We start from the raw sequence: 19,809 nt of genomic DNA on the forward strand, positions 1-19,809 counted from the left end.
GGCCGGAGAACCGGCCAGGGCGGTCCGGGCGCTCAGGCGGCGCGGCGGCGACGCTCCCAGGCCAGGAACACGATGGCGACCAGCGCGGCGATGGCGGCGGTGCCTTCGAGGGCGCTGATTTCCGGCACCGACGTCGTCGTCGGCGGGGTGAAATTCGAGGCGTGGCTTGCGGTCGCGACGATGCTGGCGGCAAGGGCAGTCAGAATGGTCTTCATGGAACGTCTCCCTCTCTTGGGTTCAGAAATGACAGGGCCGTCGGCGGTTGGCCGGGGCCTGCGGGTTGGGCGGAATGTCCCGCCGGTGTCGAAGGCCGGCTGCCCGGCCCTCGCCAGTCGTATCCCGGTTCAGCACAGGCAGTCGTTCTGGTCGAAGTCGAAGGCGACGATGAACGGTTGCGCGTTTTCCGGAGTGACCGGGTCCGGATCGACGATAAACGAGGCGATGTCGCCGTCTCCGGCAACGAAACCCTCGCCATTGGCCAGCGCCTGCTGAACGAGGAAATCCACATCCGCGCTCTGACCATAGGCGGGATCGAGCCCGAGCACGAAATCCGAAACGCTGTCGGTGCCCCAGACCCCGGGGTCCAGCGTGTCGGTCAGTTCCCAGATCGCCAGCTGGACTTCCCAGCCCGAGAACTTGCCATCGACCGATCCGGCCGAATTGGCTTCGAAGTCCTGGGCGATCATCCAGTTGATCAGATCGAGATTGTCGGCCGCGGCCAACCCGTTGGCCAGTCCGACCTGGGTCGCGCCGAAGACCGAGCCGTCCTCGCCGCTTTCGATATTCCCGGTCAGCTCGGGGGCGGTGGCGAAGCTGCCATCGGTTGCGACCGCCGTCTGGAAGCTGAGGCAATAGGCCTTCTCGAACACGATCCCGTCGAGCCGGTCGTCGCCGGTGCCGGTGATCAGCAGGTCATAGCCGTAATCCTGGATCGGCGAGACCTCGTTGCCCGCGATCACCTGATAGGTGGCCGTCTCGGGCAGGCTGTCGATCAGCGACTGCAGCGAGTTGGCATCGCCGCAATAGGTCATTTCGACATTGGCCGAGGCGGTGCCGCCATTGCCGTCCGAGACGGTGTAGCTGAAGCCCGCCGTCGCCTGTTCGCCGATGTCGAGCGCGGCGATGGCGGCGTTCGCGTTGCCCAGCACCTTCAGCACTCCGCCTTCGAGCGTCACGTCGCCCGCGGCGGTCGAGACGGTCTGACCTTCGGAAATCGCCTGTCCGTCGATTTCGGTGATGGTCAGCGTGTCGCCGTCGGGATCGCTGTCATTGCCCAGAACGTCGACGACGATCACGGTATCGGCGCAGCCGCGGCCGGCATCGTCTTCGGGCTCGGGGGTCCGGTTCTCCTCGATCAGGCCCGCGTCGATGGTCAGGTCGATCTCGCCCGCGCCAAGATCGATGATGTGGCTGAGCCCGGTCGCGGGGTCGGCATCGCTGTCGAGCGCGTCGTCGCCCGCGTCGGCGGTGGTGAAGTCGAAGCCAGCGACCTCGTCGAACTGCACCCGATACTGACCGGCCTCGAGCCCGTCGAAGAGGTACTTGCCATCGGCATCGGTCACGGTGGTGCGCCCGGTCGCGCTGCCATCGCCGTTCAGAAGCGCCACCAGAACGCCCGCCGCGCCCAGCTCGCCCGCGTCCTGGAGGCCGTCGCGGTCGGTGTCGTACCAGACCGTGTCGCCCAGCGCGCCAAGCTTGGTCACGAGGCCCGCGTCGATGGTCAGGTCGGTTTCGCCCGCGCCAAGATCGATGATGTGGCTGAGCCCGGTCGCGGGGTCGGCATCGCTGTCGAGCGCATCGTCGCCCGCGTCGGCGGTGGTGAAGTCATAGCCCGCCACGCCGTCGAACTGCACCCGGTACTGCCCCTCCTCGAGCCCGTCGAAGAGGTACTTGCCATCGGCATCGGTGACGGTGCTGCGGCCCGTGGCGCTGCCGTCGCCGTTCAGAAGGGTCACGGTCACGCCCGCCGCGCCCAGCTCGCCCGCGTCCTGGATGCCGTCGCGGTCGGTGTCGTACCAGACCGTATCGCCCAGCGCGCCGAGCACCGGCTCTTCGTCCTGGCAGAGCTGGATCTTGTCGATCCGCACGAATTCGCCATCGTCGCCGCAGGCGTAGATCTCGATCTTGTCGCCGGCATGGACGGTGAGGTTCTCGATCTTGAAGGCGGTGAAGGTGCCGTTGTCGTCGCCTGCGCCGTCGGTATCGCCATCCAGAAGGATGGTGCCCACCTCCTGCCCGTTGATCCTGATCACGAGGGTCGACTGCCCGTCATTCTCGTCCTGCGCGAAGACGCGCAGATCGTAGGTGCCGTCGCAGCCCTTGAAGCTGGTCGAAAGCGCCCCCCAGTTGCCGCAGGCCAGCCGCACCAGCTCGCCGCCCGAGGCCTCGGCGCCGCGGACGGCGACGAAGTTGTAGGCGCACATGTCCTCTGCCTCGATCACCACGCAGGGCTCGCAGGCGGGCTGGCAGATCTCGATCTTGTCGATCCGGGCGAATTCACCGCAATCGCCATAGCCCTTGAGGGTGATCTTGTCGCCGGCCTTCAGTGACAGATCCTCGATGGTCACGCTGGACCAGGAGGAACTGCCGACGCCGCCGTCGCCGTCGCCGTTTTCATTGAGCCAGATCGTCTTGACCGTCGAGCCGTTCACATAGACGTCGATGGCGCCGCGGCCGTCGCTTTCATCCATGTAGGTCAGCGTAAGGTCGTAGCTTCCGGTGCCGCCGTGGAAGGTCGTCGTGGCATAGCCCGAGCCCGCGCACAGCATGATGCCCGCCCCGTCCGAGGCATCCGAGCGGCCCTCGACCTTGTAGCCGCACAGGCTCATGTCCTCGGCCTCGATCACCGTGCAGCTGCCCGAACCGCCCTCGGCGACGTCCTGGACGCAGACCTTCAGCAGCTTGACCTCTTCGCCGCCCTTGCCGTCCGAGACCCGCACCTGGACCTCATAGGTGTTGTCGCCGCCCGCATCGGCCGGGGCCTCGTAATCGGGCGGGGCGATGAAGCCGAGCTGGCCGGTCGCGGCGTCGATCTTGAAGAGCGCCGCATCGGCGCCGCCGACGACCGCGTAGCTCAGCGCATCGCCATCGGCGTCGGTCGCGTCGAGGTCGATGACGAAGGTGGTGTTCTCGTCGATGGTGATGCAGTTGCCGGGCGCGTTCGAGAAGGTCGGCGGCGTGTTGGGCGGTGCGACGCAGCCCGCGCCGAGGCAGGCATAGTCGATCATGCAGCCGCTGACATTGCAGGTCTGGACCACGGTCAGCGTCACCCCGGCGGGCGGCACCGCGCCATAGAAGGTGAAGAAGTCGTCGCCCTTGCCGGGCGCGTCATAGCCTTCGACTTCGATCTCGATCAGGTAATAGATCCGCCCGTCCGAGCCGCGCAGCACGTGATACTGTTCGGCATAAAGCTGGGCGCCGACGCGGCCGCCATTCACATAGGCGTCCTGGCCGCTCCAGTCGCTGGCGTTGTCGTCGCAATACTCGTCGCCCGAGAGGATGCTGTCGTCGTCATAGGTCGCCATCGTCACCGTGGCGCAGGCGGGCATCTTGAAGCTGTCGCCGCAGGACAGGTTGGTGTCGTTCGAGGCCAGCAGATCGGCCTCGGTATAGGCGGTCCATTCGTAACGCTTCTGGTAGTGTCCATAATAATAGGTCATTGCTTCCGTCCCTCGCTGGCCCTGAAAAAACGGGCTCGTCAACCTGCGGCCCGGCGCGCGGCTTTTTCATCCGTCTGCGTCGAACGCGCTTCACACTGGCTGTGGTTTCGGCTGTGAAAAGCCGCTGCGGATCGAGGGAAACGGACTCAGGACAAAAAAAGACCGCCCGAACGAAAACGTCCGACCCCTGCGGTTCCGGATCTTGGTCGAATTGCGCGAAAGAAACCCTGAAATCCGGGTCGCGTTTTCGCGCGGCATCCTTGAATCAAGCCGTCCCCCAACGGCACGCAGCGCATAAACCCCCCTACGACCACACGCTCGGGGACATGATACCGGTTTTTGTCGTCTTTTCGACGAATTTTTCCAATTCTCGCAAAACCGCGTGAAGGGGTATGAAAGAAAAGAGGAATATCGCGGTCGCGCTGTCGGCTGGGCACGGCCGGTGCGCAGCCCGGGGGCGCGACGTCACCGCCGCGGCGGAACGCGGAGATTCGGTGCTCAGCCGGCGGCGCGGAGCAGCGGCGGGGCCTCGGAACCGGTTTTGTCCAGCGCGTTCGGGCAGGGTCCGGCCGGGCGAGAGCCGTCGGGCGCGATCGTTTCGGCGGTCTCGGGGAACGTGTCGCCCAGAAGCTCGGCCAGGCGCTTGCGCGAGACCGGCTTGAGCGCGACCTCCTCCATTCCGGCCGCGCGGAACCGCGCCAGGTCGGCGGGCAGGGTATGCGCGGTCATCGCGACGATCCGGGTCTGGGGGCCGCCCGCGGCGCGGATGCGCCGGGCAGCCTCGACCCCGTCGAGGCGGGGCATGCTGATATCCATCAGGATGACGTCGTAGTGCCGGGCCGTGGCCGCCGCCACGCCGTCGATCCCGTCTCCGGCCTCGGTCACGCGATGGCCGAGCCCTTCCAGCAGGCGGCGGGCGACGAAGCGGTTCACGCGGTTGTCCTCGACCACCAGCACGTCGAGCGGCCGCGCCGGGCCCGAAGCGGCCGCCGGGGCGGGAGGCAGGGCGATCTCGGCCCGCGTCTCGGGAAGATCCAGCCGCAGCGTGAAGACGCTGCCCCGGCCCGGGCGGCTGTCGACCGCGATTTCGCCGCCCAGCAGCCCCACATGGCGGGCGACGATGGCAAGCCCCAGCCCGGTGCCGCCGGCCTCGCGCCCGTAGGTGGCGTCGACGGTGAAGAACTCGTCGAAGATGTGCGGCAGATCCTCGGGCGCGATGCCGATCCCGGTATCGGCGACGCGGATCTCGACCCGGCCGTCGGCGGCCCGCGCGGCCGAGATCGTGACCGTGCCGTCGCGGGTGAACTTGACCGCGTTCGAGATCAGGTTGATCAGGATCTGGCGCAGCCGCAGCGCATCGCCGCGGACCTCTTCGAGGCCGGGGGCGATGTCCAGCACCAGCCGGGTGTCGCGCAGCCTGGCCAGCGACTGGTGGATGGCGACCACGTGCCTCAGCTTGGCGGGCAGGTCGAAGGCCCCGTTGCGGACCTCGGACCGCCCGGCATCCCGGCTCGAGGCTTCCAGTGCGTCCTCGACATGGTGCAGCAGGATCTCGCCCGAGCAGGCCATGACCTCCAGATACTGGCGCTGCTCGGCATCGAGCGGTGTGCGCTGCATCAGGTCCATGGTTCCAAGGAGCCCGTTCAGCGGCGTGCGCATCTCGTGGCTCATCACCGCAACCAGCCGGGACTTGGCCTTCTCGCCCGCGAGCGCCCGGTCGCGCGCCGCGGTCAGTTCGGCCTCGGCGGCCTTGCGGTCCGAAATGTCGCGCAGGAAGCTGACGGAAATCGGGCCGTCCTCGCTGGCGCCATGGGTCACCGAGAGCTCGGCGTCGAACCGCTCGCCGGTCTTGCGTTGCAAGGTCATCTCGAACCGGCCGCTCTGGACTTCGCCGCGCCGGTGCGCCTCCCGGTAGTATGCCCGGGTGGCCTTGTGGGCGTCGTGCATGTCGGGCGGGATCAACAGATCGGTGGCGCTGCGACCGATGACCTCGTCGCGGGCATAGCCGAAGGTCTGTTCGGCGGCGGCGTTGAATTCCAGCACGCGCCCGTCCTCATCGGTCACGATCACCGCATCGAGCGCGGTCATGACCACGGCATTGAGCCGGGAGGAGCTTGCCTGCAGCAACGCGCTGCGGGTGCGCATCTGCCGTGCGAGGCGCAGCAGCGCGCCGATGCCGGCCAGCAAGAGCGAGATCAGCGCCAGGGCGATCAGTGCCAGCGAGCTCTCGAGCCGGTCGATCAGGTCATGCGCCCGAAGGTGGATCTGCATCAGGAGATCGGCGCCCTGCGAGGACAGGTCGTGGACATCCGTTCGTATGGCATCGAGTTCGTCGATGAGGCCGGGCAGGCGGGAGCGCAACCCGGCATCGTCGGCTGCGGCCATCCGGGCCATGTGGCGGGTTGCCCGGTCGATGTGCCGGATCTGCTCGCCCAATCCGAAATCGCGCAAGAGGTCGGAATAGGGGGCAGTCCGGGTCACAAGGTCGGCCTGCCGGAGGTAGGCGGCGATGTGATGCCTGATCCGTTCGGGCGGAACCATGTCCTGCCGCGCCAGAAAAAGCACGTTCTGCAGGGCGCTGTGTTCGGTCTCCAACCGGGCCAGGGCCGTTTGCGCCGCGCCCGAGGTCAGGTCGTGCAGCCGGTCCTCGCGGTCGCGGATCTCCAGTGTCATCGTGCCCATCAGCCCCATCAGCACCGCCATCGACACCGCCGCCGCCGCGATCTCGATCCGGCCGGAGCCTGAACGCAGAGCGCGCGCGCGCAGCCGCGCCATCAGTCTGGCGGCAAAACCCAAGGCGGTGCGGACGGGCAGGGGGGCGGCGGACATGACGGAAACCTCGGCGAAAGACGGTCGCGCCGGCCCGCGCGGCGCGCGCCAGCGCTAGCCAGATCAGCGCAACTTTGCGTCAATTTTAAGGAAACTCGCGCCAAAGCAGACTGAATGCCCCGTCGGGCAGGCAGGTCGGGGCGCGGTGCGGCGACGCCCCCTTCCGGAACAGGGATACTTTCCGCGCGCGGGGCGTTCCTGCCGGTTGGCGTCCTTGCCGATCAGATTGCGCGCAGGGCTTCGGCCGCGACCGGGTCGGGCGGCAACGGCCGCAGCGCGGGGATCGGGGGCAACTCGCACTGCCCGGCGAAATAGGCCAGCGTGGCGCGCAGCCCCTCGTCCAGCCCGACCGTCGGCGCCCAGCCCAGCAGCCTGCGGGCGCGGGTGATGTCGGGCCGGCGCTGCACCGGGTCGTCGCAGGGCAGCGGGCGGAAAGCCAGCCCCGACCGCGACCCGGTCAGCCGCAGCACCGTTTCGGCGAGGTCGAGCACCCGCATCTCGGCCGGATTACCGAGGTTGAGCGGCCCGGTCACCTCGGGCGGCGTCGCCATGAAGGCAATCAGCGCCCGGATCATGTCCGAAACGAAGCAGAAAGACCGGGTCTGTTGGCCGTCGCCGTAGATGGTGACCGGCTCTCCCGAAAGCGCCTGCATCGCGAAGTTCGACACGACCCGCCCGTCACCGGGGCTCATGCCCGGGCCATAGACGTTGAAGAGACGCGCCACCTTGAGCGGCAGGCCGTACAGTCGGCGGAAGTCGAAGATCAGCGTCTCGGCGCAGCGCTTGCCCTCGTCATAGCAGGCGCGGGGGCCGATCGGATTGACATGGCCCCAGTAGTCCTCGGTCTGGGGATGCACGATCGGGTCGCCATAGACCTCGGAGGTCGAGGTCTGCAACAGCCGCGCCCCGGTGGTGCGGGCCAGTTCAAGCAGGTTGAGCGTGCCCAGAACCGACGTCTTGACGGTCTGCACCGGATCGCGGGCGTAATGGGCGGGCGAGGCCGGGCAGGCGAGGTTGTAGATCTCGTCCACCTCGATCTGCAGCGCCTGCGTCACGTCGCGGCAAAGCAGCGTGAAGGCCGGATCGCCCCGCAGATGTGCGATGTTGCTTTCGCGCCCGGTGCTGAAATTGTCGAGGCAGATGACCTGATGGCCCCTCGCCAGCAGCGCCTCGCACAGATGGGTGCCGATGAACCCGGCGCCGCCGGTCACGAGGCTGCGTATCGCGGTGTGCTTCAATGGAATGATGCCTGTGCTGTCGGTTGGCGTTTCAAAGCCTGTCGGCATGCGCGCCTCGGGCCTGGCTTGGTCGGGGCGGCGGGCGACAGGCCCGCCAGAGATTTGCCGACCCGTGCGAACCCCGCGCCGGTCGGTACTGACCCAGCGGCGCCCGGAACGGGGGCGCCGCATCGCAACCCACCCGGTCCCGGCTTCAGGCTGTGCGGGACGTCTCGCTGCGACCGCACAGAGTGTCGCACAGGTTCACTCAACTTCCAATTAAATTTTATCAATTAGATTCAACCAAGACGTGCATCTCGCCTCATCGCCATGATGGCCATTCCCGTCCCGGCGGCGGCGCGTATCGCCGTCAGGCGCCGGACCCGGCCGCGTGCAGGGACCGGACCCGGCATCGGGTCTCGTTACCATACCGGCCCCTGACGGCGTCTCCATCCCCCGCGACGGCCCGTGACGCCACGGCCCTCTGCGGCGCCGCGTCGCGCGCAAGGCCGGGACCGCAAGCGGGCGTCCGAAGGGGGCCTGAGCCCTCCGCTTCGGCCTCTGCCCGGAAAAGGGTCGGCTGCGCGCCGCTCTGGCGCGGAAGAGGGCATTTGCACGTCTTTGGCGAACTCGCGCTTGAAGCGGCGCCCCTTTTCCTTCCATATCGCGGCAGGACCGCAACCTGTCCAATCCCCTGATGGAGGCCTTCTCTTGACCGCCGCCGACCTGCGCGATGCCATCCTGCGTCACCTCGCCTACGAACTGGGCACCGATCCCGGCCATGCCACCCTTCACGACTGGCGGATCGCCCTGTCGCTGGCGGTGCGCGACCGGCTGGTCGACCGCTGGTTCGCCGCCAACAGCGCGACCCGCGCGGCGCAGCCCAAGCGCGTCTATTACCTGTCGATGGAATTCCTGATCGGCCGGTTGCTGGAAGACGCCATCGTCAACCTGCGGCTTGAGGATCAGGCCCGCGGCGCGCTGGCCGATCTGGGGCTCGAGCTTGACGCGGTGGTGCAGAACGAACCCGACGCGGCGCTGGGCAATGGCGGGCTCGGGCGGCTTGCGGCCTGCTTCATGGAATCGCTTGCCACCATCGGCTGCCCCGCCTTCGGCTACGGGATCCGCTATGAAAACGGGCTGTTCCGGCAGTCCTTCCAGGACGGCCGTCAGGTCGAGGAGCCCGAGGACTGGCTGAGCCAGTTCCATGCCTGGGAATTCGAACGCCGCGACGTCGCCCAGGAAATCCGCTTTGGCGGCGAGGTCACCGAGAAGGACGGCCGCGCGGTCTGGACCGGCGCCGAGGCGGTGATCGCGGCGGCCTTCGACACGCCGATCATCGGCTGGAAGGGGCGCTGGGCCAATACGCTCAGGCTGTGGTCGGCGCAGCCGCTCCACGGCTTCGATCTGGCGCGGTTCAATCGCGGCGAATATGCCGCCGCCGCCGAACCCGAGGCGACGGCGCGGACCATCAGCCGCGTGCTTTATCCCGACGACACCACCGGGCAGGGCAAGGAATTGCGGCTGAAGCAGGAATACTTCTTCACCGCCGCGTCGCTGCGCGACATCCTGCGCCGGTTCGAGGAAGAGGGCGGCGCGCTGGCCGATCTGCCGAAGAAGGCCGCGATCCAGCTCAACGACACCCATCCGGCGATTGCCGGGCCGGAACTGGTGCGGCTCTTGCATGACGAACGCGGCATGGCGCTGGACGAGGCCATCGCCACCGCGCGGGGCTGCCTCAGCTATACCAACCACACCTTGATGCCCGAGGCGCTGGAACGCTGGTCCGAGGATCTGATGACCCGGCTCTTGCCGCGCCACATGCAGCTGATCGAACGGATCGACGAGGCCCATGCCGCCGAGATGCCGGGCCGCCGGGTCACGCTGCGCGAGCATGGCGAGGTCAAGATGGGCGAGATCGCCTTCACCATGGCGCACAAGGTCAACGGGGTCTCGGCGCTCCATACCGATCTGATGAAGGAAACCGTCTTCGCCGAGCTGCACCGGCTGCATCCCGACCGGATCGTCAACGAGACGAACGGCGTCACGCCGCGCCGCTGGGTGCTGTCGGCCAACCCGCGCCTCAGCCGGCTGATCACCGAGACCATCGGCGAGGGCTGGGTCGACGATCTGGAACAGCTTGAAAAGCTCGAGGCGTCGCTGTCCGATCCGGCCTTTCTCGACGCCTACGCCAAGGCCAAGCGCGAGAACAAGGCAGACTTCGCCGACTGGCTGGCCGCCGAACAGGGCGTGCGGGTCGATCCCGAGGCGCTGTTCGACGTGCAGATCAAGCGCATCCACGAATACAAGCGCCAGCATCTGAACATCCTCGAGACCGTCGCGCTCTGGCGCGAGATCAAGGCCAATCCGGGCGCGGGCTGGGTGCCGCGGGTCAAGATCTTCGCCGGCAAGGCCGCGCCCGGCTATGTCTTTGCCAAGGAGATCATCCATCTGATCAATGACGTGGCCGAGGTGCTGAACGCCGATCCGGTCACCAGCCCCTATCTCAAGGTGCTGTTCCTGCCGAACTACAATGTCAGCCTCGCCGAGCGGCTGATCCCGGCCGCGGATCTGTCCGAACAGATCTCGACCGCCGGCAAGGAGGCTTCGGGCACCGGCAACATGAAATTCGCGCTGAACGGGGCGCCGACCATCGGCACGCTCGACGGCGCCAATGTCGAGATCCGCGAACGGGTGGGGGCGCGCAACTTCTTCCTGTTCGGCATGACCGCGGCCGAGGTCGAGGCGCGCCGGGCCGTGCCCGATCACGCCAAGCTGGCGATCCAGGCCGACCCGCGTCTGGGCGGCGCGCTGAAGGCGATCAGCCAGGGCGCGTTCTCGCCCAAGGACCGGCACCGCTATCGCGGGGTCGTCGCCAACCTGACCGGGCAGGACTATTTCCTGGTCTGTTCCGATTTCACCGCCTATTGGGACGCCCAGCGCCGGGCCGAGGCGGCCTATGCCGATCCGGATGTCTGGCACCGGATGGCCGCCTGCAACACCGCGCGGTCGGGCTGGTTCTCGTCGGATCGCACGATCCGGGGCTACATGGGCGACATCTGGGGCACCGTGCCTCTGGTCGCGGAATGACGAGACCGTTGCATTTGGGTCCGGCCGTCTTAGGCTTCGGGGTATGAGTTCCGCAAGATCCGCCTCGGCGAAAGATCCGTTTCCGGCCCGCGAGGATGCGCTGCGGCTGCAGGCGGGGCTGCATGACGATCCGTTTTCGGTGCTGGGGCCGCATATGGTCGGCCGCCGCCGGATCGTGGCGGCCTTCCTGCCCGGCGCCGCGACGCTGGAGGCGCTGGCCGAGGGCAAGGCCCATCCGCTGACCCGCCGGACCGACGCGCCCGACCTGTTCACCGGCGCGGTGCCCGGCAAGGGCGGCTACCGCCTGCGCGCCAGCGACGGCACCGGCCAGACCTGGGAATTCGACGATCCCTACCGCTTCGGCCCGGTGATCGGCGAGCTGGACGAATACCTTCTGGGCGAGGGCACGCATCGCCGGATCTGGCAGGTGCTGGGCGCCCATGTCCGCAACCACGAGGGCGTCGCGGGTACCCATTTCGCGGTCTGGGCGCCGAATGCGCGGCGTGTCTCGGTGGTCGGGCCCTTCAACGCCTGGGACGGGCGCCGCGCGCCGATGCGGCGCCGGGGTACGACCGGGGTCTGGGAAATCTTCCTGCCGGGGATCGGCGAGGGCGACTGCTACAAGTACGAAATTCTCGGGGCCGACGGCACGGTCCAGCCGCTGAAGGCCGACCCGGTGGGCTTCGGGGCCGAGCATCCGCCGAGGACGGCCAGCGTCGTGCGCGACATCTCGGGCTATGGCTGGCGCGACGATGCCTGGATGACCTACCGCTCGGGCAACAATGCCCGGACCGCGCCGATCTCGGTCTACGAGGTGCATCTGGGCTCGTGGCGGCGCAAGGCGGACGAGGGCAACCGGCCGCTCTCCTACAAGGAGGCGGCCGAAGAGCTGGTCGATTACGCCGCCGACATGGGCTTCACCCATCTCGAATTCCTGCCGCTGTCGGAACACCCCTTCGACGGGTCCTGGGGCTATCAGCCTGTCGGGCTGTTCGCACCGACCGTGCGCCACGGGCCACCGCACGAATTCCGCGATCTGGTCGATGCGGCGCACCGCAAGGGGCTGGGGGTCATCCTCGACTGGGTGCCCGCGCATTTCCCGTCGGACCCGCACGGGCTGGTGCAGTTCGACGGCACCGCGCTTTACGAACATGCCGACCCGCGCGAGGGGTTCCACCACGACTGGAACACGCTGATCTACAATTACGGCCGCACCGAGGTCGCGAATTTCCTTTATTCCAACGCGCTGTACTGGCTTGAGGAATACCATGTCGACGGGCTGAGGGTCGATGCGGTGGCCTCGATGCTTTACCGTGACTATTCGCGGAAGGCGGGCGAATGGGTGCCGAACGTCCATGGCGGGCGCGAGAACCTGGAAGCCATCGCCATGCTGCAGCGGATGAACGAGGTCGCCTATCGCGAGGTGCCGGGCATCATGACGGTGGCCGAGGAAAGCACGTCGTTCCCGGGCGTGTCGCGGCCCGTCGACATGGGCGGGCTCGGCTTCGGCTATAAATGGAACATGGGCTGGATGAACGACACGCTCGATTACATCGCGCGCGAGCCGGTGCATCGGAAGTTCCATCACCACCAGCTGACCTTCGGGCTGCTTTACGCCTTTTCCGAGAATTTCATCCTGCCGATCAGCCATGACGAGGTGGTGCACGGCAAGGGCTCGATGCTGGCGAAGATGCCGGGCAACGACTGGGAGAAATTCGCCAATCTGCGCGCCTATTACGGCTTCATGTGGGGCCATCCGGGCAAGAAGCTCTTGTTCATGGGCCAGGAATTCGCGCAACGCGCCGAATGGGACCGGGCGGGCGAGCTGGACTGGGGCGTGCTGGGGGCCGACTGGCATCGCGGCATGCAGCGGCTGGTGCGCGATCTGAACACGCTTTACCGCGCGATGCCCGCGCTGCATGTGAAGGATTGCGAGGCCGACGGCTTCCGCTGGATCGAGGCCAATGCGGCCGAGATTTCGGTTTATGCCTGGCTGCGGCAGGGGCAGGAGGGCGATCCGCCGGTCGCGATCGTTTGCAACCTGACGCCCGTCGAACGCAGCGGCGTGCGGGTGGGGCTGCCCCGGGCCGGGTGCTGGCGCGAGGTGATGAATACCGATGCCGCGATCTATGGCGGCGGCAACCGGGGCAATCTGGGCGGCGTCGTCGCGGAAGAGGTGGCGCATCAGGGCCTGCCGGCCTCGGTCGAGCTGACGCTGCCCCCGCTGTCGGTGCTGTTTCTCATGCCCGGCGAGACCTGACGAGGAGGAGGACCGATGGAGACCCGTTACAGCAGGCTCGCGGGCCGCAGCATGGCCTTCGTGCTGGCGGGCGGCCGCGGCAGCCGCCTGAACGAGCTGACCGACATGCGGGCCAAGCCCGCGGTCTATTTCGGCGGCAAGACCCGGATCATCGACTTCGCGCTGTCGAACGCGCTGAATTCGGGCATCCGCAAGATGGCGGTCGCGACCCAGTACAAGGCGCATTCGCTGATCCGCCATTGCCAGCGCGGCTGGAACTTCTTCCGCGCCGAGCGCAACGAATATCTCGACATCCTTCCGGCCAGCCAGCGGGTTTCGGAAAGCCTGTGGTATCAGGGCACGGCCGATGCGGTGACCCAGAATATCGACATCGTCGACAGTTATGGCGTCGATTACGTGCTGATCCTCGCGGGCGACCACATCTACAAGATGGATTACGAGATCATGCTGCGTCACCATGTCGAGACGGGCGCCGACGTGACGGTGGGGTGTCTGACCGTGCCCCGCCAGGAGGGCTCGGCCTTCGGGGTGATGAAGGTGGACGAGGCCGACCGGATCGTCGAGTTCATCGAAAAGCCCAAGGACCCGCCGGGGATGCCCGGCGATCCCGATCAATGCCTGGTGTCGATGGGCATCTATGTCTTCGACTGGAAATTCCTGCGCGCGCTGCTGATCGAGGATGCCGATAACCCCGGCTCCAGCCACGATTTCGGCACCGACCTGATCCCCGGCATCGTCAAGGGCGGCAAGGCGATGGCGCATCGCTTCACCTCGTCCTGCGTCAAGGATCGCGCGGATTCGCCCGCCTACTGGCGCGATGTCGGCACCATCGACGCCTTCTGGAAGGCCAATATCGACCTGACCGATTTCACCCCCGATCTGAACCTCTGGGACAAGAGCTGGCCGATCTGGACCTATTCGGAATCCGTCCCGCCCGCCAAGTTCGTCCATGACGAGGAAGACCGGCGCGGGTCTGCGGTCTCCTCGATGATCTCGGGCGGCTGCGTCATCTCGGGCACCGAGGTGCGCAATTCGCTGCTGTTCACGATGGTCCACACCAATTCCTACGCGGTGCTCGACCATGCGGTGGTGCTGCCCTATGTCGAGGTCGGTCGGCGCGCGCGCCTGAAGAACGTGGTGATCGACCGCGGCGTCGTGATCCCGCAGGGGCTGGTCGTCGGCGAGGACCCGGAAGAGGATGCCAAATGGTTCCGCGTGACCGAGGGCGGGATCACCCTGATCACCCAGTCGATGCTGGACCGGAGGGCGCGCGCATGAGCCTGCGCGTCCTGTCGGTCGCGTCCGAATGCGTGCCCCTGGTCAAGACCGGGGGGCTTGCGGATGTGGCGGGGGCGCTGCCCGGGGCGCTGAAGGCCGAAGGGGTCGAGATGCGGGTGCTGATCCCCGGCTATCCGGCGGTGCTGGCCAGGACGGAGGCGGCCGATACGGTCTGGGAAAGCCCTGATTTCTTCGGCGGTCCGGCGCGGCTTTACTTCGCGCGCCATGCCGGGCTCGAGCTTTACGTGCTGGAGGCCGCGCATCTTTTCGACCGTCCCGGCGGGCCGTATCTCGATGGCGGCGGCAGCGACTGGCCCGACAACGACATCCGTTTCGGCGCGCTTTCGTGGATGGGGGCGCAGATCGGCGCCGAGGGCGCGGGCGGCTGGCAGCCCGACCTGATCCAGTGCCACGACTGGCAGGCGGGTCTGGTGCCGCTGTACCTCAAGGCCCGCAGCGTCGATCTGCCGACCGTGATGACGGTCCATAACATCGCCTTTCACGGACTGATGCCCGCCGCGCGGATGGCCGCGCTGGGTCTGCCGGGCTGGGCCTTTCATCCGGGCGGCATGGAGTTCTACGGACAGGTGTCCGCGCTGAAGGCGGGGCTTGTCTATGCCTGGAAGGTGACGACCGTAAGCCCGACCTATGCGCGCGAGCTGCGGACGCCCGAATTCGGCGGCGGGCTCGACGGGGTGATCCGGGCGCGGGCGGGCGATGTGCTGGGTATCCTGAACGGCATCGACGAGGCCGACTGGGACCCCGCGACCGACCCCCATGCGGTGCGCTTCAGGCAGCCGCGCGGCAAGGCCAAGGCACGCGCGGCGCTGCTGGAGGAAATGGGCCTGAGCGACGGGCCGGGGCCGCTTTGCGTCGTGGTCTCGCGCCTGACCGGGCAGAAGGGGCTCGACCTGCTGTTGCAGGCGCTGCCGGATCTGGTGGCGCGCGGCGGGCGGCTGGCGCTTCTGGGCTCGGGCGAGCCGCCCTTGGAACAGGCCTGGCGCTCGGCCGCGGCCCGACACGAGGGCGTCGCGGTCCGGATCGGCTATGACGAGGCGCTGGCGCACCGGCTGATCGCGGGGGGCGACGCGATCCTCTTGCCTTCGCGCTTCGAACCCTGCGGGCTGACCCAGATGTACGGGCTGCGCTATGGCACCATCCCGGTCGTGGCCCGCACCGGCGGGCTGGCCGATACCGTGATCGACGCCAATCCGGCGGCGCTGGCGGCGGGCGTGGCGACCGGCATCCAGTTTGCCCCCGTGACCGCCGAGGCGCTGTCGGTCGCGCTCGACCGGCTTTGCGACCTCTATGCCGACACGGATCTTTTCGCGAAACTTCAGCGCAACGCGATGCGCGCGCCGGTCGGCTGGCAGGGCTCTGCCGCCGCCTATGCCCGCCTCTTCCGGGAGATCGTTCCCACCCCATGACGACATTGCCCACCACGATCACCGCCGGTTGTCCGAACGCGCTTGGCGCGCGATACGATGGCGAGGGCGTCAATTTCGCGATCTTCTCGGAACATGCCAGCCGGGTGTCGCTGTGCCTGTTCGACGAAACCGGCCGCACCGAACTCGCCAATATCGACCTGCCCGAACGCACGCATCATGTCTGGCACGGCCGGATCGACGGGCTGCAGCCGGGCCAGCATTACGGCTATCGCATCTCGGGCCCGTACCATCCCGACCAGGGTCACCGATTCAACCCCAACAAGCTGCTGGTCGATCCCTATGCCCGGCGGATCTCGCGCCAGCCGCGCTGGCATGACGCGCTGATGGGATACGAGGTGGGTGCCGCACAGGCCGATCTCAGCTTCGACACGCGCGACAGCGCCCCCTATGCGCCGCGCTCGATCGTGGTGGCCCCCGATATCGACTGGGGCGACGATGCGCCGCCCGCGACGCCGATGTCGGAAACCGTGATCTACGAGGCCCATGTCAAGGGCCTGACCTGCCGCCACCCGCGGCTGCATGCCCCGGGCAAGTTCCGCGCGCTGGCCTCGGACCCGATGCTGGACCATCTGCGCCGGCTCGGCATCACCGCGATCGAGCTTTTGCCGGTGCAGGCCTTCCTCAACGACCGTTTCCTGGTCGAGAAGGGGCTGACGAACTACTGGGGCTACCAGACGCTCGCGTTCTTCGCCCCGGATCCCCGCTACATGGAGACCGGCGACATCGCCGAGTTCCAGCGCATGGTGGCGCGGCTGCATTCGGCGGGGATCGAGGTGCTGCTGGATGTGGTCTACAACCACACCTGCGAAGGCAACGAGATGGGGCCGACGCTGTCGTTCCGGGGCATCGACAATGCCAGCTATTACCGGCTGGCCGAGGACCGGCGCTATTACGTCAACGACACCGGCTGCGGCAACACGCTGAACACCGGCCATCCGATGGTCCTGCGGATGGTGATGGACAGCCTGCGCTACTGGGTCGAGACGATGCATGTGGACGGCTTCCGCTTCGATCTGGCGGCGACGCTGGGCCGGGGGCCGGGCGGCTTCGACCCCAATGCCGCGATCTTCCAGGCGATGCGGCAGGACCCGGTGCTGGCCCGGGTCAAGCTGATCGCCGAACCCTGGGATATCGGCCCGGGCGGCTATCAGCTGGGCGCCTTCCCGCCGCCCTTTTCCGAATGGAACGACCGGTTCCGCGACGGGGTGCGGCGGTTCTGGCGCCGCGATCCGGGGCGGGTGCCGGATCTGGCGGCGCGGCTGATGGGCTCGGCCCCGCAATTCGACCATTCCGGCCGTCCGGCCAGTTCCAGCGTCAACCTGCTGACCGCCCATGACGGCTTCACGCTGATGGATGTGGTCAGCTACAACGACAAGCATAACGAGGCCAATGGCGAGGACAATCGCGACGGCCATTCGGCGAATTATTCCGACAATATGGGCGTCGAGGGGCCTAGCACCGATCCGGCCGTGACCGCGGCCCGGGCGCAGCGGCGGCGCAACATGATGGCGACGCTTTTCCTCAGCCAGGGTGTGCCGATGATCCTCGCGGGCGACGAGATCGGCCATACCCAGCACGGCAACAACAACGCCTATTGCCAGGACAACGCCACCGCCTGGGTCGACTGGCAGGGCGCCGACGACGCCTTTCTGGCCTTCACTGCGAAATGCATCGCCTTCCGCAAGGCGCACCCGATCCTGCGGCAAAAGCTGTTCCTGCATTCGCGCGAACGCGCGCTCGACGGGATCGAGGATCTCTTCTGGCGCCGCGCCGATGGCGAGCCGATGTGCCGGGCCGACTGGGAGGACCCCGAGCTGCGGCTTCTGGTGGTCGAGTTGCGCACCGCCTCGGGCACGCCGCCCTATGCCGCGCTGGAATATGCCATCGTCGCGGTCTTCAACGCGGGCGAGGCGGTCGAGGTCACGGTGCCCGACGCGCCCGAGGGCCAGGTCTGGAGCCTGCATCTGGACAGCTCGCGCCCCGATCTGGCGCCCGAGCCGGTCGAGGGCAGCTTCCAGATGCCTGCCGAGGCCGTGGCCGTTCTGGTGCTGGAAGAGGAGCAGCCGGTTTGACCGCTCTGGCCGTGCTGGCCCAGGCGGCCGGTCTGCTGCCGGTTTATCGCGACCTGACCGGCACCGAACGCGAGACCCTGCCGGAGACCGCGCAGGCCCTCCTGGCCGCGATGGGACTGCCCGCCGCGACCGAGGCCGAGGCGGCCGAAACGCTGGCCGCATTCGAGGCTATGCGGGCGGGCCGCGTGCTGCCCGACTGGCTGGTCGCGGCCGAGGGCGTGGCCCCCGAGCTGACTGTTCCGGCCGAGTGGCGGATCGAGCTTGAGAGCGGCGGGCTGATCGAAGGCCGTGCGGAGGACCCTTTGCCCGCGCTGCCCCTTGGCATTCATCGGCTGATCTCGGGCGGCCAGACGTCCACCTTGCTGGCGGCACCCCCCGCGCTGCCGCTGCCCGAGCGCGGTTGGGGCGTCATGCTGCCACTGTACGGGCTGCGCGATGCCGCGACCGGCGGGCTGGGCGATTTCGAGGATCTTCGGACCGCTCTGGCCTGGCTGGGCGGGCTTGGCGCAGGCTTTGTCGGGATCAACCCGATCCATGCGGGCTTTCCGACCGATCCCCACGCGATCAGCCCCTATTCGCCCTCGAGCCGCCGCCGCTTCAACGTGGCCCATCTGGCGGTGCCCGGCGAGGGCACGCAGGCGGGCGGCGATCTGGTGGACTATCCCGGCGCCATCGCCGCGCGGATGGCGGCGCTGCGCGCGGCTTTTGCCGGTCTCGACGCAAAGGCGCTGGCCGCACGTCGCAGAGCGGCCGACGGCGCCGATCTGGACCGCTTCGCGCTGCATCAGGCGCTGGCCGACCGGTTCGGTCCCTATTGGCCCGACTGGCCCGCCGAGTATCGCAGCCCCGACAGCCCGGCCACGCGTCGCTTCGCCGCCGAGAATGCCGAGGCGGTCGCCTTCCATCTCTGGCTGCAGCTTCAGGCCGAGAGCCAGCTCGACCGGGTCCGCGCCGCGGCGCAGGCGGCGGGGATGGCGCAGGGGCTGTATCTGGACCTTGCGGTCGGGACCCATCCGGGCGGGGCCGAGACCTGGGCCGATCCGGGGCTTTTCGCGCAGGGCGTCTCTCTGGGCGCGCCGCCCGATGCCTTCGCGCCGCAAGGCCAAAGCTGGGGGCTGGCGCCGATGGTGCCCGGCGCGCTGGCCGCGCGCGGCTTCCGCCCGCTGGCCGAGATCCTGCGCGCCCAGCTGCGCTTCGCCGGGCTCTTGCGGATCGACCATATCCTTGGCTTCGAACGCACCTTCTGGGTGCCCGAAGGGGGCGCGCCGGGGGGCTATGTGCGAATGCCGCGCGCGGCCCTTCTGGCGGTGGCACGGATCGAGGCCGCGCGGGCGGGGGCGGTGATCGTGGGCGAGGACCTCGGCAATGTGCCCGAGGGGCTGCGCGAGGATCTGGCGGCCTCGGGGCTTCTGGGCTGTCGGCTGGCGATGTTCGACACCGATCTTGAGACTTGGCCCGAGCCTGTGCTGGGCAGTTTCGGCAGCCACGATCTGCCGCCCTTCGCCGCCTGGGGCGCGGGGCGCGACATCGACTGGCATCTGACGCTTGGCCATATCCCGCCCGACCGCGCCGAGGCGCTTCGGGCCGAGCGCGCGGGTCAGGCCCATGCGCTGAGCGTGCGGATCGGCGGGGTCGGGGTCGATGCGCTCCATGCGGCACTGGCGGCAAGTCCGGCCCGGCTGGCGGCGTTGCAGGTCGAGGACATGCTTGGGGCCACCGAACAAGCGAACCTGCCCGGCACCGTCGACAGCCACCCCAACTGGCGCCGCCGGATCGGTCCGGGGGCCGCCGATCTGGCAGAGTGCGAGCCCATCCAGCGCGCGGCCCAGATCATGGCTCGTGCCGGGCGTTGAGGCCCGTCGACGGCACGCGGTCGGCCGGTCACGTCGAGGCGCGACAAGGACGATGCGGCACCGCGTGACAGACGGGGTCGGCATCGTCCCGGAGGGCGGATCA

General features: G+C 68.1%; 10 protein-coding genes. 6 read left to right on the forward strand and 4 right to left on the reverse strand.

What is annotated here, in order from left to right; translation table 11 throughout:
• Positions 1-32 precede the first annotated feature (32 nt).
• The 4 genes from C8N38_RS09175 to C8N38_RS09190 all read right to left on the reverse strand — a co-directional run bounded on the left by C8N38_RS09175 (position 33) and on the right by C8N38_RS09190 (position 7,774).
• Positions 33-215, reverse strand: a complete 183-nt coding sequence (locus C8N38_RS09175; RefSeq protein WP_108026355.1) for a hypothetical protein — start codon at positions 213-215, stop codon at positions 33-35.
• Positions 216-344: 129 nt separating this feature from the next.
• Positions 345-3,659, reverse strand: a complete 3,315-nt coding sequence (locus C8N38_RS09180; RefSeq protein ID WP_108026357.1) for an SdrD B-like domain-containing protein — start codon at positions 3,657-3,659, stop codon at positions 345-347.
• Between the two features lie 498 nt (positions 3,660-4,157).
• The gene (locus tag C8N38_RS09185) at positions 4,158-6,488 is read right to left on the reverse strand and encodes a hybrid sensor histidine kinase/response regulator (RefSeq protein ID WP_108026360.1); all 2,331 of its coding nucleotides are present in this window, start codon (positions 6,486-6,488) and stop codon (positions 4,158-4,160) included.
• 221 nt (positions 6,489-6,709) lie between these two features.
• The gene (locus C8N38_RS09190; protein ID WP_108026363.1) at positions 6,710-7,774 is read right to left on the reverse strand and encodes a UDP-glucuronic acid decarboxylase family protein; all 1,065 of its coding nucleotides are present in this window, start codon (positions 7,772-7,774) and stop codon (positions 6,710-6,712) included.
• A gap of 642 nt (positions 7,775-8,416) precedes the next feature.
• On the opposite strand from C8N38_RS09190, the gene C8N38_RS09195 reads away from it, so the two are divergent.
• Genes C8N38_RS09195 through malQ form a run of 6 tightly spaced genes read left to right on the forward strand, consistent with a single transcriptional unit; the run spans position 8,417 to position 19,706 of the window.
• Positions 8,417-10,795, forward strand: a complete 2,379-nt coding sequence (locus tag C8N38_RS09195; RefSeq protein ID WP_108026366.1) for a glycogen/starch/alpha-glucan phosphorylase — start codon at positions 8,417-8,419, stop codon at positions 10,793-10,795.
• A 43-nt stretch (positions 10,796-10,838) separates the two neighbouring features.
• A complete protein-coding gene (glgB, locus tag C8N38_RS09200; protein WP_108026369.1) occupies positions 10,839-13,055 on the forward strand; it encodes a 1,4-alpha-glucan branching protein GlgB in 2,217 nt (738 codons plus the stop codon).
• Between the two features lie 15 nt (positions 13,056-13,070).
• Positions 13,071-14,333, forward strand: a complete 1,263-nt coding sequence (glgC, locus tag C8N38_RS09205) for a glucose-1-phosphate adenylyltransferase (RefSeq protein ID WP_108026371.1) — start codon at positions 13,071-13,073, stop codon at positions 14,331-14,333.
• Positions 14,330-15,760 (forward strand): glycogen synthase GlgA, encoded by a 1,431-nt coding sequence (glgA, locus tag C8N38_RS09210; protein WP_108026374.1) that lies wholly within the window; start codon positions 14,330-14,332, stop codon positions 15,758-15,760. Before glgC ends, glgA begins: the two co-directional genes overlap by 4 nt.
• Positions 15,757-17,853 (forward strand): glycogen debranching protein GlgX, encoded by a 2,097-nt coding sequence (gene glgX, locus C8N38_RS09215; protein ID WP_108026377.1) that lies wholly within the window; start codon positions 15,757-15,759, stop codon positions 17,851-17,853. The genes glgA and glgX overlap by 4 nt, the downstream gene beginning before the upstream one ends.
• The gene (malQ, locus tag C8N38_RS09220; RefSeq protein WP_245895630.1) at positions 17,850-19,706 is read left to right on the forward strand and encodes a 4-alpha-glucanotransferase; all 1,857 of its coding nucleotides are present in this window, start codon (positions 17,850-17,852) and stop codon (positions 19,704-19,706) included. The genes glgX and malQ overlap by 4 nt, the downstream gene beginning before the upstream one ends.
• Positions 19,707-19,809: the final 103 nt, after the last annotated feature.

The sequence above is a fragment of the Rhodovulum kholense genome, assembly GCF_003053725.1.
In the GTDB taxonomy this organism is placed as follows: domain Bacteria; phylum Pseudomonadota; class Alphaproteobacteria; order Rhodobacterales; family Rhodobacteraceae; genus Rhodovulum; species Rhodovulum kholense.

What these genes read in the sequence shown, in the direction of transcription:
- glgX (WP_108026377.1), top strand. Translation starts at nt 15,757, where the DNA reads ATGACGACATTGCCCACCACGATCACCGCCGGTTGTCCGAACGCGCTT.
- glgA (WP_108026374.1), top strand. Translation starts at nt 14,330, where the DNA reads ATGAGCCTGCGCGTCCTGTCGGTCGCGTCCGAATGCGTGCCCCTGGTC.
- glgB (WP_108026369.1), top strand. Translation starts at nt 10,839, where the DNA reads ATGAGTTCCGCAAGATCCGCCTCGGCGAAAGATCCGTTTCCGGCCCGC.
- C8N38_RS09190 (WP_108026363.1), bottom strand. Translation starts at nt 7,774, where the DNA reads ATGCCGACAGGCTTTGAAACGCCAACCGACAGCACAGGCATCATTCCA.
- C8N38_RS09185 (WP_108026360.1), bottom strand. Translation starts at nt 6,488, where the DNA reads ATGTCCGCCGCCCCCCTGCCCGTCCGCACCGCCTTGGGTTTTGCCGCC.
- C8N38_RS09175 (WP_108026355.1), bottom strand. Translation starts at nt 215, where the DNA reads ATGAAGACCATTCTGACTGCCCTTGCCGCCAGCATCGTCGCGACCGCA.
- C8N38_RS09180 (WP_108026357.1), bottom strand. Translation starts at nt 3,659, where the DNA reads ATGACCTATTATTATGGACACTACCAGAAGCGTTACGAATGGACCGCC.
- glgC (WP_108026371.1), top strand. Translation starts at nt 13,071, where the DNA reads ATGGAGACCCGTTACAGCAGGCTCGCGGGCCGCAGCATGGCCTTCGTG.